This window comes from Deltaproteobacteria bacterium, from assembly GCA_009692615.1.
GTDB lineage: Bacteria > Desulfobacterota > Binatia > UBA9968 > UBA9968 > DP-20.
This window is the reverse complement of record SHYW01000017.1, coordinates 1-14,817: the sequence shown is the minus strand read 5'-3', so window position 1 is coordinate 14,817 and position 14,817 is coordinate 1. Positions and strand designations below refer to the sequence as shown.

The window sequence follows — 14,817 nt, the reverse complement described above, 5'->3', positions numbered from 1 at the left end:
TAATTGGCGATCAAACAGGAGGGCATCGATGTTTACCGACAAGGTCGAAGTTAAGGATTTTGAAAAACAGGATCCAGAATATCAGGATTTGATTCGGCGCGTGCTGGCGATCCAAGCGGATTGCGAGATTGGCGGCCCGAATCTTTATGTCAAGCATATTTTACCGACGGCACCGACCAAGTTAGATCAGTTGATCGTTGCCCGCACGGCGGCAGAAGAGATGGATCACTTCAGAAAAATGGCCCGCCTCGCCGGCGATGTCGGCGTCGACGTTTCCTATACCCTTAGCCGTCCCAATCAAGAACGCTATGTTGAAGCGTTCCGTGGCGAGATCAAGACTTGGGAAGACTACGCGGTCTTCGGTTTCTTGATCGACCGCGTCGGCCGTTTCCAGCTTGAAGAATTTCTTGACTGCAGCTATGCGCCGCTGGCCCGTGTGGTCGAAGACCCGGACATCATCCGCGAAGAAGAAGGCCATCTCGATTTCGGCACCAACGCCTCCGCCGATTTCGCCGCCAAAGGCGGCGAGTTTAAAGAACGCGTACAAAAAGCGGTGGACTACTGGTACGTTAAAGGCCTCGATATGTTTGGCAACAGCAAGTCGTACCGTTCCGAACGTTTCATGCACTGGGGCCTCAAACGCCGCCCAAATGCCGTCGCCCGCCAGCAGTACAAAGACGAAATCGACGCGTTGATCTTAAAGATGGGCCTGACGCTCCCCGATCCCAACAAGGGCCGGCTTTACACTTAGGAGATTGATATAAATGGAAGCAGCACCGAATACCGAGGCACTGGATCAGCAGTTCAAGGAATTCATTCAAGGCTTGAAGAAAGCCGTGGGCGCCGGCATCCCGCATTTGAAGGACGATACGAAAATCGTCGATCAGGCAATCGCCGACTGCAAGGAAATCCTCGATGTGGTCATCGAAGGCGACGTCAAGCAGTGGCTCGCCTGAGCTGTTAGTCAGCATTTTTAGCCGATCGAAATAGGTTACGCGAGCAGAGGCGCCTTGATCCCAAGGGCGCCTTTGTCGTATTTAACACAGGCAAATTCATTCACGGGAGAGCTAAACATTGAACGTCGTCGTATGCGGTAAAGTTATTCCCGCCAGCACCGTGATCATCGCGATCGATCCCAACACCAAGCGCATGCAGCGCAAGGGTGTGACCCATGAATTGGATCCGGCGGCGGCGAGCGCGGTGGAAGAAGGTTTGCGCTTGACGGAAAAGCACGGCGGCGCCGTGGTATTGGTGACCATGGGTACCAGCGACGCGACCATCGGTATCCGTAATGCGCTGGCCATGGGCGTGACCTCGGCGGTGCATATTCTCGACGATGCGGTGGCGGGTTCCGATACCCTCGGCACGGCGAAACTGCTCGCCGCGGCGATCAAAAAGCTCGAATACGATTTAGTCATCTGCGCCACCGAAAGCAGCGACAGCTATTCCGGCATCGTGCATGGGCAGATCGCCCAGTTGCTCGGCCTGGCGCCGCTGAGCTTCGCCAAGGAAATTGCCGTCGACGGCGCCAAGATCACGATCAAACGGCAAAGCGAAACCGGTTTTGATCTGGTCGAGTCGAACTTACCGGCCTTGGTCGCGTGCAGCAGCGGCATCAACGAACCGCGCTATCCGCAACTCAAGGGCATCATGTCGGCGAAGAAAAAAGAGATCAAAGTTTTTACCGCGGCGGATTTGGGCCTGTCGCCGGATCAAGTTGGCGAAAAGGGCGCGCGGGAAAAAGTGCTTACCATTGGCCGGCCGCCCAAACGGCAAGCCGGCAAAGCGGTGGTCGACGAAGGGGAAGGCGGCAAGCAGATCGCGGACTTTCTTGCTGAAATCAAGGTGATTTAAGTGGCGGACACAATCTGGGTATACGCGGAAGTTATCGACGATCGGATCACCACCACCAGCTTGGAGATGTTGACGAAGGCGGCGGAGGTCGGCAAAGCCGAAGCGATTTTGCTCGGTCCGGCGCCGGACGACGCGGCACAGACGCTTGCCAATCATGGCGCCAGCAAAATCTATCGCAGTGCCGACGCGGTTTACAAAGACTATTTAACTTTGCCGGCGGCGGAAACCGTCGCCGGTTTAATCCAAAAGCATAATCCGGCGGTGATGCTGTTCGCTTCGAGTTACGCCGGGCGCGATTTAGTGGCTAATTTAAGCGCGCGTCTCGATTGCGGCGCGATCACCGACGTGGGCGATTTCGAATTGAAAGACGGTAGCGTGGTGGCGACCATTCCCGCCCTTGGCGCGAGCTACGAGAACACTAGTACATTGCTCAATCAGGGCACGAAGCTGTTAGTCGTGCGGCCGAAATCCTTCGAGCCGAAATTGACGGAACAACCCTTGGCGGTAGAAGAAGTTCCGGCGGCAGTGGGCGACAACCTGCGCAAAGTCCACATGAAGGAACGGGTGATCGTCAAGCGCGAAGGTCCTTCTCTCGAAGGCGCGAAGATCGTCGTCTCCGGCGGACGCGGACTCAAAGGCGAGGATCAGTTCAGCTTGCTCAAGGATCTCGCCGACGTACTCGGTGCCGCCGTCGGCGCTAGCCGCGCCGCGGTGGACGCTGGCTGGGTGCCCTACTCGATGCAGATCGGCCAGACCGGGAAAACCGTCAAGCCGGATATTTATTTCGCCATCGGAATTTCCGGCGCCGTGCAACATCTCTCCGGCATGAAGACTTCGAAATACATCATCACCATCAACAAAGATCCCGACGCACCGATCTTCGAATACTCCGACTTCGGCATCGTCGGCGACCTCTTCAAAGTCGTGCCGCAGTTGATTGAAGAGCTGAAGAAGCGCAAGGGCGCGTAACTTCGGAAATCGATTAGCCGCACCCTTCGACCGTGCTCAGGGCGATCGGAACGCAGAGGGTGCAAAAAATAATTCGGATTGGTAGGGGCGGGTTTTAAACCCGCCCTTTCTTTATTCCTTTCACCAATTGCCGCTCTTGTCAGTGATCCGTACCATCGCGTAATATCCGCTCAGCCCGTGACTCTCTATGCAATGGATCGCACCGTCTGAGAAAGACACCGCTACCAATACCTTAGAGACGCGCCTGTGGGCGGCGGCGGATCAGTTGCGCGCCAATTCTGGGCTGACCGCCGCGCAATATTCGACGCCGGTTCTCGGTCTGATTTTTCTTCGCTTTGCCGAAGCTCGTTTCGCTAAACGTCGTAGCGAGTTGGAGAAAGCGAGCGCGACCGGGCGCCGAGGTTCTTCGCGCATCGACGAACCCGCTGCTTATCATGCTGAAGGCGTAATTTATCTCACTCCGAACGCGCGCTTTGAACATCTGCTCGCATTGCCGGAAGGCGGCAACATTGGCCAGGCGATCAACGACGCGATGGCCGACATCGAGAAGCATAATCCGCAGCTCGCCGGCGTGCTGTCGCGTACCTATCAGATTTTTAACAGCACGCTGCTCAAGGAGTTGCTGAAGAAAGTTTCCGAGATTCCCGCCAGTCTCGAATACGACGCCTTCGGTCGCATCTACGAATACTTCCTCGGCGAGTTCGCCCGTACGGAAGGGCAGAAGGGCGGTGAGTTTTTTACGCCGAGCAGCATCGTTCGCCTAATCGTCGAGATCATCGAACCTTTCCACGGGCGGCTGCTCGATGTCGCTTGCGGCTCCGGCGGCTTCTTTGCCCAAAGTCTTCAATAGTTGCCGAACGCCTTCCAAATCGACGTTGATCGATTTCTGCAAAAACTTTTGGCCGTAGATGCGGTAGGATTCGGCGAGGATTTCTGGTTCGTCGACGCGGGTGTATCTCGCCAAAATTTTCATGGCGCCGTCGCGGTCGTTGTGGGTTTCTTGCACGCCTTGGTAATAACCGCGCAAAACGCGCAGCACGATGTCGCGATTACTCTTGATATAGCCGCGCCGGGTGCTCATGGGCGAGTTGAGATAGGGCACGCCGAGGTCGGCGGAGTCGATCAACTCACGCAGTCCCTGCTTGATGCCGCGCAGATTGCTCGGCGCGGAGATCATGCCGCCGTCGACGAAGCCTTTGCTCAAGGCGAGAATCATGTCGGGCATGCCGCCGCGAATCGCCAGTACCGTGACATCGCTGCCGCGCTGCAAGCCAAACTTGTCGAGAATCATGCTCAAGACTAGATCGGGCGAGTCGCCGAGATTGGTGACGCCGATCTTTTTGCCTTTCAAATCTTCGGGCCGGCGCAAGTCGGCGCGGGTCATCAGCGAGAAGACCGGCACGTTGATGGTGTTGGCGATGACGGCGAGGTCGGCGCCGCGCAGAGTCGAGCGAACCACGGCCGGCGGCGAGGCGCGCACGAAATGTACTTCGCCTGCGATCAGGGCTTCGATGGCGACGCCGCGGATGTAAGTGACCTCGACATCGACGCCGTATTTTTCGAATAAACGTTTATCCTTGGCGACAAACAGCGGCAGCATCGCGGCGCTGATCGAACTGTAGGCGATGCGCACGGCGGCGGCGGCGGAAAGAGAGGCGTGAGAAAGGATCGATAGCGCGACGGCAAGGATGCGAGCGATCATGCGGGTCTCCAAGTTTGAGCGGCGTTTTCGGAAGCACCCCCATCCTAACCTTCCCCCGTCGAGGGGGAAGGAATTAGATAAAGGAGATGTCACTTTCGAAGTTGGAGTTATTGCTGCCTACGCCGCGGCGCTGGTGGCTTCGCACTTCATGCCTTGGACGACGTAGTTCATGTAGATGCAGTCGGCCATCACCCAGCGCATGCTGTTTTTCATCAGCTGGGCGTTGATGCAGGCTTCTTGCAGCTCTTTGGTGTCGGCGTATTTTTTGAGAATCTCTTTGCGCAGCAAACCATGTTCCTGGTCGACTTCGGCGTGGAGCTTGTAGAACGTCAGGGCGTCGTCGGGCACCCATTTGTAATGTTTGCGGAACACGTCGAGGTCGCGGGACATCGCCTTGGCGGTGTCGTCGCCTTCAGAGACCGCAACGCCCAACAGCCAGGAAGTTTTAAACGCGGCGTTGGCGAAACTATCGACGGCGAACTTGACGCCGTAGAGCGGTTCCGAATTCCTGACCCACTCGCGATCCATGCCCATGCCGACGCAGACATCGAGCCAATATTCGGGATGGGCCTTGCCGGATTTGCCGATCAGATCTTCGCCTTCTTCTTCGATCGCTTTGGGCAACCACATGCGGCGCACCTCGGTGTGCGGGCAGTTGAAGAGAATCGAGTATTCTTTGATCGGCACTTGTTTGGTGAAGTAGTAGCGCTCTTTGCCCCAACCTTGGAGCTGCTCTTTGGCGCACTTGCCGTTGCGAAAAATTTCTTCCCAAGGATGGGGCGGGCGCTGATGATCTTGGCGGTTGGCTTCGAAAAAGGTTTTGATGAATTCGTCGGGATTTAGTTTTGCCGCCAGGCTGAACATGATGGCTCCTTACGCGAAACGGGCGCAGCATCCGCCGAAGGACGGATCAGCCTGGGCTGATGCTGCGCCCCTACAATAATTAATTTACGCCTGGGCTTCTTCGCGGTAGTGGCCGATGGCGTCCATCAAGGGCTTGTCGGTCATGACGAAAAATATCGCTGGATCTTTCGACGTGTTCTCGTGGCGATGATTTTGCCATAGCGGCACGACGAAGGAGTCGCCCTGTTCCCATTCAAACTTTTTATCGCCGACGTAGCTGACGCCGCTGCCGCGCCACACATGATAGATGTCCGAACTGGTGTGGCGGTGGCTTTTGGTTTTTTCGCCGGTACGCAGCATGTGGATCTGGCAGTTCATGGTCGGCAGGGTTGGGCCGCCATTCAATGGATTGGAATAATCGAGCACGATACCGTTGAACGGGTCGCCGGGCTGCTCGCCGACTTTATTCAAAGCGCTTTCGGTATCGGCCCATTTGTAGCAAAACGCCGGCGGTTGGATGGCATTCGATTTAGTCCAGGCTGGGCGTAACGGGCCGGTGGTGGCCAGCGTGTAGCCATCGGGTCGGGTGACGGTTTGTTTCTTGCGCGGATCGGGTTCGTGAAAGTCGGTCTCGAGCAAGCGCACCAGCGGCGCGTCGAGGCCGTCGAGCCACATCATATTCTCGCCGTGGTTTTCATGATCGTGCCAGGTCCAGCTCGGCGTGGTGACGAAATCACCCTCGCCGATTTCAAAAGATTCGCCTTCGACGATTAATCTCGTGCCGCGGCCTTTGACGATGAAGCGAATGGCGCCGGCCATGTGACGGTGCGACAGCGCGTTTTCACCGGGCTTGAGCATCTGCAAGTTCAAAACCAACGTCCGCGTGGTACCGTTCTTCAATGACGGATTCCACATCTGAATCACTCGGCGAAAGGAAACATCGAGGCCGACGACATCGCCGGCCTTCTCCATGGCGGCGAAAAGATCTTTGCCTTTCCACAAGCAGGCATCGAAGGAAGCCACCGGTTCGCGCGACGCGTCGCCCTGAACATTTTGCCAGTAGCCTTTAAAACTTTTGCTTTCGAGTTCTTTTTCAAATGCTGTGAGCGCTTCGGACATGGATCACCTCCGTCGGAATATGTGCCTTATCTAGCCCTAATCTCGTTGGGGTTGCAAGGCGGAAATTCAGCTCGGCATGTCAGTGTGCGAGTGTGAAATTCGCGACACTACGTTGGTGAAGATATTTCACCACAGAGAGCACAGAGTTCACAGAGCCCCCATCTTTCGTCCTGCCCCGAGGCGCGGGGTAGGAAAGAGGAGGGGGCTTGCCGTTGCTTGGCGATTCTTATACATCGCCTGTCATCATCGACGAGCGCTGCTCCACAGTTGGACGAATTTGCTGTAGCCGCCAACATTTCCGGCTTGGCAAGTTCAAGTAAACTTCCCTGACAAGGGAAAAATAGCTGCAAGCTCCGATGGTTTGGCAATTGCTATTTGAGCTATGCCGGAAGGAGCCATCATGCATAGACAACCACTTTATCGATCCCTTCTTGGATCGCTACTCCTATTAGTTTCCCTTGCAGGAGTCGCTGCGAGCGCGGAAGATCGCTTTGGCAAGGCATGGGGCAAGCGTTACCGCGCGCCCGCGGCCAATGCCGCGGCACAGCGCAAGCAGTTTGGCACCAGTCCCATGGGCCGCTTGCGTCATTGGAATGAATTTGCGATCAATGCCGCGGGATTGGATCACACGCCGGTAGCGGTCAATGAATCGCGAGTGTTCGGCGAGCAGCTCGGTCCAACGCGCTCCAGCCGGGCGATGGCGATCGTGCATTTCGCAATTTTCGACGCGGTCAATGCGATTGTCGGCGGCTACCAGAGCTACACTGGATTGCCGCGCGAGCCTGGCGAGAGTTCAATTCAAGCGGCCATGGCCCAGGCGGCACACGATACTTTGAGCGTGCTCTATCCATCGCAAGTTCCGCGCTTTGCGGCGGAGCTGGCCGCCGATCTCGCGAAAATTCCCAACTCAAAAGCGAAATCCAAAGGCATCAATCTCGGTCATCGCGCGGCCGCGGCGATTCTTACCATGCGCGCGGCGGACGGTTCGGATCACGAAGAGCCCGAAGTCAACGTCGATTTCATCACCAGCGACTTGCCGGGAAAATGGCGCCAAGATCCGATTAGCAAGATTCGCTTGGCGCTCGGCGCTTACTGGAACCAAGTGACGCCGTTTGTTCTGTCCTCCGCCGATCAATTCCGCGCGCCGGCGCCGCCGGCTCTCGACAGTGAGGCTTACGCAAACGCCTACGAAGACGCCAAACGCTTAGGCGGCGACGGCATCACGACACCGACCGAGCGCACCGCGGAGCAAACTGAAATTGGCACATTCTGGGCCTACGACGGCACGCCGAGTCTGTGCGCGCCGCCGCGGCTCTACAATCAGATCACCGTGCATATCGCCGAACAAATGCATTCCAACTTTATCGAGATGGCGCGCCTGTTGGCGTTGGTCAACGTGGCGATGGCGGACGCCGGCATCGCCGTGTGGGATGCGAAATATTTTTATCAATTCTGGCGCCCGATCACCGGCATTCGCGAATCCGATGTCGGCAGCGGTCCGACGGGCCTGGGCGACGGCAATGCCATGACGATGGGCGACGTGAATTTTTTACCGCTCGGCGCACCGGCGAGTAATTTGAGCGGACCCGACTTCACGCCGCCGTTTCCCGCCTATCCGTCCGGCCATGCCGGTTTTGGCGGCGCGCTGTTTCAAGTGCTGCGCGGCTTTTACCGCACCGATAACATTCCGTTTACTTTTGTCTCGGATGAATTCAACGGTCTGACCAAAGACAGCGACGGTAACGTCCGTCCGTTGAAAGCGCGGACCTTCAATTCACTGTCCGAAGCGGAAGAAGAGAACGGCCAAAGCCGCATCTATCTCGGCATCCACTGGTCCTTTGACAAGACCGAAGGCATCGCCCAGGGACGGCGGGTGGCGAACTACGTGCTGAAAAATGTTTTCCAGCCGGCGCGTCATCATTAGCGCTGGCGAATCGCATTCAATTTACTTCGACCAAGAAGAAATCTCACCACGAAGAGCACGAAGGTTTTGGATAATTGATTATCCGACCTTCGTGCTCTTCGTGTCCTTCGTGGTGAATACTTTCTTTCTTTTTTGGTTGCGGCTATGCCGCGCTGGGCACGGGATCGCGAAGTCTTATTCGATCACCTTGGCGGTGATCATGTTGGTGGTGCCGGATTGATGCAGCGGCAGGCCGGCGGTGATGGCGACTAGATCGCCGCGCTTGACCAAGCCGGATTCGACGGCGCTTTGTTGGAGCACTTGGACCATCTCGTCGGTGTTTTTGAAGCCGCGGGTAGGCTTCGGATAAACTCCCCAAACTAGGCAGAGCATTTTTACCGTCTGCGGATCGGGGCTGACGGCGATGATCGGCTGGCGCGGCCGGTAGCGTGCGATTAGCCGCGCGGTGTTCCCGGACGTGGTGGGAATGAGAAAAGCTTTTACCTCAAGATCGCGCGCCAATGAGATGGCGCTGAAGCTGATCGCTTCGGGAATAGTTTTCGGCAGGCCGCTGAACCGTTCGCGCGGATCGAGCAGCATTTCGGTTTCTTCGGCGACCTGGGCCATGATCTTCACCGCTTCCAACGGATACTCACCGGCGGCGGTTTCTTCGGACAGCATCAGCGCGTCGGTGCCGTCCAAGATCGCGTTGGCGATGTCGGCGACTTCGGCGCGGGTCGGGCGCGGGTTCCACACCATGGAGCGCAGCATTTGCGTGGCGGTGATGACCGGCTTGCCAAGGTGATTGGCTTCGCGGATCATCATCTTCTGCATTGCGGGAATTCTTTGCTGGGCGATTTCCAATCCCAAGTCGCCGCGCGCGACCATGATGCCGTCGACGTTTTTGAGGATGCCCGCCAGTTCGTCGAGGGCTTCGTGCTTTTCGATTTTGGCGATGATCGGGATATTGGCGCCTTGCTTTTTCATTTCGCGCCGGGCGTAGAGGATGTCTTGGCTGTTGCGCACGAAGGATAGCGCGATCATATCGACCTTGTTGGCGATGCCGAAGGCGAGATCTTTCTTGTCTTCATGGGTGAGGGCACGAACGTTGAGCGAGCTGCGCGGAAAATGAATGCCCTTGTGCGAGCCCAGAATGCCGCCGACGACGATGCGGCATTTGACTTCGTGGGGGCTGACTTTGACCGCTACCAATTCGATCTCGCCGTCGCCAAGCAGAATCGGATCGCCTTTTTTCACCGCCTTGCTAAGACCGGGAAAACTGACCGAGACCGCCAATTCGGAGCCGAGAATCTTTCGGCTGGTCAGCGTGAACGGATGGCGGGTTTGCAAACGCACACGGTCGCCGGCCACCTCGCCGATACGAATTTTCGGGCCGGGCAAATCTTGCAGGATCGCCACCGGCATGTCGAGTTTCCGTTCGAGCTGGCGAATCTTGCGAATCACCCGGCGGTGCGAAGCGTAATCGCCATGGCTGAAGTTTAGGCGCGCGACGTTCATGCCGGCGCGGATCAAACTTTCGAGCATCTTGTCGGAAGAACTGGCGGGGCCAATGGTGCAAACGATTTTTGTGCGGCGCATCCCAATTAATCTACACGAGTCGATGGGAGAATCAACGAACGGGAATTGTAGTAGAGGGAGAATTGGAGTGATGGAGTACTGGAGTGATGGGTGCGAAAACCCAACACTCCAATACTCCATCACTCCATGTATTTCATATTCCGCTCCCCGTCCGCTTGAGCCGCGGATCGAGCAGATCGCGCAGGCCGTCGCCGAGCAGGTTGATGCCGAGCACGGTGATGAAGATACACGCGCCCGGAAAGAGCGGCAGCCACCAGGCGGTGCTGATGTAGATGCGCGCGTCGGCGAGCATGGTGCCCCAGGTGGGAATTGCCGGCGGCACGCCGACGCCGAGAAAGCTCAAACTCGCCTCGGCGATGATCGACGATGCCATGGCGAAAGTGCCGATCACCAGCGAGGTTTGAATCAAGTTGGGGATGATATGGCGCAGGATGATCGTCAAATGTCCCGAGCCGAGGGACCGCGCCGCGGTGACAAAATCGCGGCTGCGCAGTGACAATGTCTGACCGCGCACGACGCGGCAGTAGGGAATCCAACGCTGGGCGACCAGCGCGAGAATTAAATTAAATAATCCTTGGCCGAGAAACGCCATGATCGTGATGCCGAGCAGCAGAGGTGGAAAGGCCCAGACGACTTCGACCAGTTTCTGAATCAAAAAATCGACCTTGCCGCCAAAATAACCGGAGATCGCGCCGAGACTAACGCCGATAAATCCAGAGACGAAGACCACGGCGAAGGCGATCAACAGCGATACCCGCGCGCCGTGAATCACCCGGCTAAAAATATCGCGGCCTAAATTGTCGGTGCCGAGAACGTTTGACGCGCCGACGCCTTGGGGCGCTTTCATCATCGCCGTGAGCTCTTGCCTGTTGGGATCGTGGGGCGCGACGAGCGGGCCGAAGATGCCGATCAGGATGAAGGCGATGACGATCACGCCGCCGGTGAACGCTTTGACGTGGAGCCGCGGCATCCGCTTCGCCAGAGCAGCGGATTTTTCAGTAGCGGATTCGAGGGTCAACGACTGCATAGAGTCCATCGATGATTAAATTAATCATTACAAACGCCAGCGTGTAGGTCATCACCAGCCCCGTTACCAAGGGATAGTCGCGCGCGTTTAGCGCCGTGATCAGTAAACTGCCGCCGCCGGGCCAGGCGAAAACCGTTTCGACGATGATCGAGCCGCTGAGCAGCGTGCCCAGTTCAAGGCCGACGACGGTGATCACCGGGATCAGCGCGTTGCTGCTGACGTGGCGCCAGACGACATGGTTCTCGCGCAGTCCCTTGGCCCGCGCGGTGCGGATGAAATCTTCGTTCATCACTTCAAGGATGGAAGAACGCGTCACGCGCATGAGAATGCCCAGCATGTTCACACCCAACGCCAGCGCCGGGAGAAGCAAGTGTGTCAGCGCGTCCCACACCGCCGGCCAATTTTTTTGCATGACGCTGTCGAAAATGTAAAAGCCGCTCTGCTCCGGCCCGGCGATGCCGTAGGTGCTGCGCCCGGAGGTCGGCAGAATATTCAACACGCCGGCGAGCAACAGGATCAGCATGATCGCCAGCCAGAAGCTCGGCATGCTGATGCCGAACAGGCCGAAGGTGGTGCCGAGGTTGTCGATCCAAGAGTTGGGCCGCGCGCCGGCCCAGACGCCGAGCGGAATGGCGAGCAGGGTGGCAATGACGATCGCGAAAAATGCCAACTCGATGGTCGCCGGTAGGCGTGTCTTGATGACATTTAAAACCGGCTCGGCGTATTTGAACGATTTGCCGAAGTCGCCGCCGGCGGCCGACCGCAAAAACTTCCAGTACTGCACATAGAGAGGCTGGTCGAGTCCCCAGCGTTCTTTGGCTCTGGCAACCTCGGCGGCGTTGGTTTCTTCACCGAGCAACATCAGAGTCGGATCGCCGGGGGCGGCGTGGATTAGTAAGAAGACCAGTAGGCTGATCAGCAGAAGAACGGGGATGGTGCCGGCGAGGCGGCGCAGGAGATAGCTGATCATGATGGTGCAAGGTCCAAAAGTTCACGGTCGCCCGGCTACTTCAAGCCGCGACATCGATCGGTGTGGATGCAACGTTTTCACTAGACCACGCGCTGGATGAAGCTGCGCAGCATCTCGTTAAACTCCGCCGGATGCTCGCGGTAGGAAAAATGGCCACTGCGGTTGTAAATGTACATGCGCGAGTCGGGTGTGTTGCGGGTAATTAAGTCAAATAACGCGTAGCCCTGGTCGATGGTCGCGGTCGGATCCTGATAGGACCAGGCCAACAAGGTCGGTTTGCCGAGGCCGCGGTCTCGAATGATGCCTAGCGTCTCGTCTTTCTGCCGCGCCAAATGCGGCAGGAAGCGGGTCGTGCGCAGGCCGACATCTTCCATTTTTTTTACCGCGTCCTGATACTTCGCGGTAGCCGCCACGCGCATCATCACGTCGAGCCATTCCTCGGTGATATGCTCATGGCCGTAGGAATATTTCTGCAAGATCCAGCGCTGACTTTCGCGGCTCAGGCGCGGTTGCGGCGGATTGGCCATGACCGTTTCGTTTTTACTGATTCCTGGCGCCAACGTGTTGGTGTCCACCAGGATACAAGTTTTGAAGAGCTCGGGATGTTCTAGGGTCAGCCGGGCGACCAAGTATGCGCCACGGGAATGCCCCACCGGATGAACCTCTTTCAGCCCCAATGCCTTGATAAACCGATACGCGTGGTCGGTGACGGCTGCGTAGGTATAATCTTCGTCGCGCTTCGGATTGTCCGTGAAACCCTGGCCGATTCTGTCGACGGCGATGACGCGGAACCATTTTGACAACTCGACGAAGTTCAAGCTCCAGTCCTCGGCGCAATCGGCGGCGTCATGGGAGCCGAAATGGCCGCCGTGGAACAGCACGATAACCGGCCCGCTGCCGGCATCGAAGTAACGCGTGCGGATACCGTCAACATCAATGAATTTTTCACCGTTCATAGGTCCTCACGATGCTCGGAATTGCAAATTACAGATTGAAACTAAAAAATTATTCGCGCCCTTAGTACAACGTTTCTCAACCCTCGCCCTCAGGGAGACTCTGGGAGAGGGAAGGGAGAGTGCCCCTACTTCTTTACCGCTATGTCGATTGCATACACGCGCGAATCGGGTAACGGGTTGTAGTCGACTCTGCGGTTCAAGCCCCACAGCAACTTATGCCGCCACATGAAACAGGCTGGGGCGTCTTCAGTGATGATGCTCATCGCTTGCGACAAATACTGCCGCCGTTTTTTGGGATCGAACTCCTGTTGTTCCTTATCGAGAAGTTCGTCAACTTTTGGATTGGAATAGCCGATGCGCGGTGTTTCACCGGTGTGGAAGTATTGATGAAATGCCGGGCTGGGGTCTTGGATCGAGCCTCGGCCCATGTAGTAGAACGGGACCGTGCCCTTCTGCACGTTGCCCCAGAGCGTTGCCCACTCGGGTGTTGAGAGCTTAGCGCGGATGCCAACCGCGTTGAGCATCGGTATCATCGCTTCGCTGAGTTGCTTATCCAGAGTATAGCGTCCCACCGGCGTTTGTAGTTCGACGTCGATGCCGCCGGCGAATCCGGCCTGGGCCAAGAGCTTTTTCGCTTTTTCCGGATCGTAGCTCAGCTTTGGTTTTAGATTGGGATCGTATCCATATTGTCCGGGGCCGAGCGGCCCGTCGAGCCGGCTCGCGAATCCCTCCAATAACGTTCCGATAATCTGATCGCGATTGATGGCGTGGCAGACGGCTTGGCGCACTTCTTTCTTGTCGAAGGGTGGTTTGGGCTGCATGGCGAGAAACATGATCTCAATCGAGTCTGTCTGCGCGATGCGCAAACTCGGCACCTTCTCGACCCGCGCACGAAGATGGGGCGGTACGAACTGGCCGATTTGTATTTCATCGTTGAGCAAAGCGGTGACTCGCTGCTCGGTTTCGCGCATGATCCGATACACCACTTCGTCCGGCGCTCGGGGATGTTTCTTGGCTTCGGGGTGATTGGGGTTCTTGGCCAAGACTAAGCGCTGACCCGGAATCAATTCTTTGAGGCGATAGGGACCGGCGCCAATCATGTGATCTTTATCGGCCACGTCGCGGCCGTATTTGTCGTACATCGCTTTGCTGGTGACGATTAAGCGGTCGCAGAAAAAGTCCAGCAGCGGAGCGATGGGTTTGTTGGTGGTCACCTTCACCGTCATCTTGTCGGTGGCTTCTGCGTTGACGACAAAAGGGGCAACGGAGGCTTTTTGTTTGGCTTGGGGATCTTTGATGATGCGGGTCATGATCGAATGGACCACGTCGTCGGCGGTTACCGGCGAGCCGTCGTTGAACTGGTAGTTCTTGTTCAAATAGAAAACCCATGTTGTTGGATTTTCCACTTTCCATTTCTCGGCGAGTCGGCCTTCGAATTCACCCTTCGTATAGTTGTAAGTGCAAAACGGCCCGGTTATCTCGCTCCAGATGCCATACATGAGCGAAACGCTGTCGCCATAGGGGTTATAAGCGTCGATGGTTTCCGTGACGCCGATCGAAATCCGTGTTTGCGCCATGACGCCGCCGCTGCTGCCTAAGAGAAAGGCGACTGCGGTAAAACTGATCACGAAGTAATGTTTCGTTCTGGTGAGCATAACTTCCTCCAGCGTAATCAACCCGAATATGGGATTTGCTGCGAAATCATTTACAGCTCCAACGCAAGTTGTCAACCTTTGTTGTAGCAAAGTGATTATGTCAGGGGTTAACGGCAACGTAATTATGTCAGGGTGGAAGGATGACAACCCTGACAATGAAAGACGAGAAACGACTAGACGTAATTCAACGAGTATATCGCAGCGAGATCACCGTGGTTGA

14 protein-coding genes are annotated in these 14,817 nt (G+C 56.7%); 6 read left to right on the top strand and 8 right to left on the bottom strand.

Annotated elements, in window-relative coordinates; translation table 11 throughout:
• The first annotated feature begins 28 nt into the window (after positions 1 to 28).
• From EXR70_06060 to EXR70_06040, 5 genes are all read left to right on the top strand, one after another.
• On the top strand, positions 29 to 751 hold the full coding sequence (locus tag EXR70_06060) for a hypothetical protein (protein ID MSP38036.1): 723 nt from the start codon (positions 29 to 31) through the stop codon (positions 749 to 751).
• A 13-nt stretch (positions 752 to 764) separates the two neighbouring features.
• The gene (locus tag EXR70_06055) at positions 765 to 956 is read left to right on the top strand and encodes a hypothetical protein (protein ID MSP38035.1); all 192 of its coding nucleotides are present in this window, start codon (positions 765 to 767) and stop codon (positions 954 to 956) included.
• Positions 957 to 1,074: 118 nt separating this feature from the next.
• Positions 1,075 to 1,854: an electron transfer flavoprotein beta subunit/FixA family protein gene (locus EXR70_06050; GenBank protein MSP38034.1), complete on the top strand. Its 780-nt coding sequence runs from the start codon at positions 1,075 to 1,077 to the stop codon at positions 1,852 to 1,854.
• A complete protein-coding gene (locus EXR70_06045) occupies positions 1,855 to 2,823 on the top strand; it encodes an electron transfer flavoprotein subunit alpha/FixB family protein (protein ID MSP38033.1) in 969 nt (322 codons plus the stop codon).
• A 187-nt stretch (positions 2,824 to 3,010) separates the two neighbouring features.
• The gene (locus tag EXR70_06040; protein MSP38032.1) at positions 3,011 to 3,673 is read left to right on the top strand and encodes an SAM-dependent DNA methyltransferase; all 663 of its coding nucleotides are present in this window, start codon (positions 3,011 to 3,013) and stop codon (positions 3,671 to 3,673) included.
• On the opposite strand, the gene EXR70_06035 is transcribed toward EXR70_06040, so the two are convergent.
• From EXR70_06035 to EXR70_06025, 3 genes are all read right to left on the bottom strand, one after another.
• Positions 3,584 to 4,525, bottom strand: coding sequence for an ABC transporter substrate-binding protein (locus EXR70_06035; protein MSP38031.1), 942 nt, complete (start codon positions 4,523 to 4,525; stop codon positions 3,584 to 3,586). The genes EXR70_06040 and EXR70_06035 overlap by 90 nt on opposite strands.
• A 117-nt stretch (positions 4,526 to 4,642) precedes the next feature.
• Complete coding sequence (locus EXR70_06030) at positions 4,643 to 5,389, bottom strand: hypothetical protein (protein MSP38030.1); 747 nt, start codon at positions 5,387 to 5,389, stop codon at positions 4,643 to 4,645.
• A gap of 84 nt (positions 5,390 to 5,473) precedes the next feature.
• Positions 5,474 to 6,487 (bottom strand): cupin domain-containing protein, encoded by a 1,014-nt coding sequence (locus EXR70_06025; protein ID MSP38029.1) that lies wholly within the window; start codon positions 6,485 to 6,487, stop codon positions 5,474 to 5,476.
• Between the two features lie 382 nt (positions 6,488 to 6,869).
• Between EXR70_06025 and EXR70_06020 the strand changes: the two genes are divergently transcribed.
• Complete coding sequence (locus EXR70_06020) at positions 6,870 to 8,411, top strand: phosphatase PAP2 family protein (protein ID MSP38028.1); 1,542 nt, start codon at positions 6,870 to 6,872, stop codon at positions 8,409 to 8,411.
• 174 nt (positions 8,412 to 8,585) lie between these two features.
• On the opposite strand, the gene pyk is transcribed toward EXR70_06020, so the two are convergent.
• From pyk to EXR70_05995, 5 genes are all read right to left on the bottom strand, one after another.
• Positions 8,586 to 9,989 carry a pyruvate kinase gene (pyk, locus tag EXR70_06015; protein ID MSP38027.1) on the bottom strand — a complete coding sequence of 468 codons (1,404 nt, stop codon included), beginning with the start codon at positions 9,987 to 9,989 and terminating at the stop codon, positions 8,586 to 8,588.
• Between the two features lie 133 nt (positions 9,990 to 10,122).
• The gene (locus EXR70_06010; protein ID MSP38026.1) at positions 10,123 to 11,025 is read right to left on the bottom strand and encodes an ABC transporter permease; all 903 of its coding nucleotides are present in this window, start codon (positions 11,023 to 11,025) and stop codon (positions 10,123 to 10,125) included.
• Positions 10,985 to 11,986, bottom strand: coding sequence for an ABC transporter permease (locus tag EXR70_06005; GenBank protein ID MSP38025.1), 1,002 nt, complete (start codon positions 11,984 to 11,986; stop codon positions 10,985 to 10,987). Before EXR70_06005 ends, EXR70_06010 begins: the two co-directional genes overlap by 41 nt.
• A gap of 80 nt (positions 11,987 to 12,066) precedes the next feature.
• Positions 12,067 to 12,942 carry an alpha/beta hydrolase gene (locus tag EXR70_06000; protein MSP38024.1) on the bottom strand — a complete coding sequence of 292 codons (876 nt, stop codon included), beginning with the start codon at positions 12,940 to 12,942 and terminating at the stop codon, positions 12,067 to 12,069.
• Between the two features lie 125 nt (positions 12,943 to 13,067).
• Positions 13,068 to 14,597, bottom strand: coding sequence for a peptide ABC transporter substrate-binding protein (locus tag EXR70_05995; GenBank protein MSP38023.1), 1,530 nt, complete (start codon positions 14,595 to 14,597; stop codon positions 13,068 to 13,070).
• Positions 14,598 to 14,817 lie beyond the last annotated feature (220 nt).

Coding starts and splice junctions, on each gene's coding strand:
- EXR70_06060 (MSP38036.1), top strand. CDS start 29: ATGTTTACCGACAAGGTCGAAGTTAAGGATTTTGAAAAACAGGATCCA.
- EXR70_06055 (MSP38035.1), top strand. CDS start 765: ATGGAAGCAGCACCGAATACCGAGGCACTGGATCAGCAGTTCAAGGAA.
- EXR70_06040 (MSP38032.1), top strand. CDS start 3,011: ATGCAATGGATCGCACCGTCTGAGAAAGACACCGCTACCAATACCTTA.
- EXR70_06035 (MSP38031.1), bottom strand. CDS start 4,525: ATGATCGCTCGCATCCTTGCCGTCGCGCTATCGATCCTTTCTCACGCC.
- EXR70_06030 (MSP38030.1), bottom strand. CDS start 5,389: ATGTTCAGCCTGGCGGCAAAACTAAATCCCGACGAATTCATCAAAACC.
- EXR70_06025 (MSP38029.1), bottom strand. CDS start 6,487: ATGTCCGAAGCGCTCACAGCATTTGAAAAAGAACTCGAAAGCAAAAGT.
- EXR70_06020 (MSP38028.1), top strand. CDS start 6,870: ATGCCGGAAGGAGCCATCATGCATAGACAACCACTTTATCGATCCCTT.
- pyk (MSP38027.1), bottom strand. CDS start 9,989: ATGCGCCGCACAAAAATCGTTTGCACCATTGGCCCCGCCAGTTCTTCC.
- EXR70_06010 (MSP38026.1), bottom strand. CDS start 11,025: ATGGACTCTATGCAGTCGTTGACCCTCGAATCCGCTACTGAAAAATCC.
- EXR70_06005 (MSP38025.1), bottom strand. CDS start 11,986: ATGATCAGCTATCTCCTGCGCCGCCTCGCCGGCACCATCCCCGTTCTT.
- EXR70_06000 (MSP38024.1), bottom strand. CDS start 12,942: ATGAACGGTGAAAAATTCATTGATGTTGACGGTATCCGCACGCGTTAC.
- EXR70_05995 (MSP38023.1), bottom strand. CDS start 14,597: ATGCTCACCAGAACGAAACATTACTTCGTGATCAGTTTTACCGCAGTC.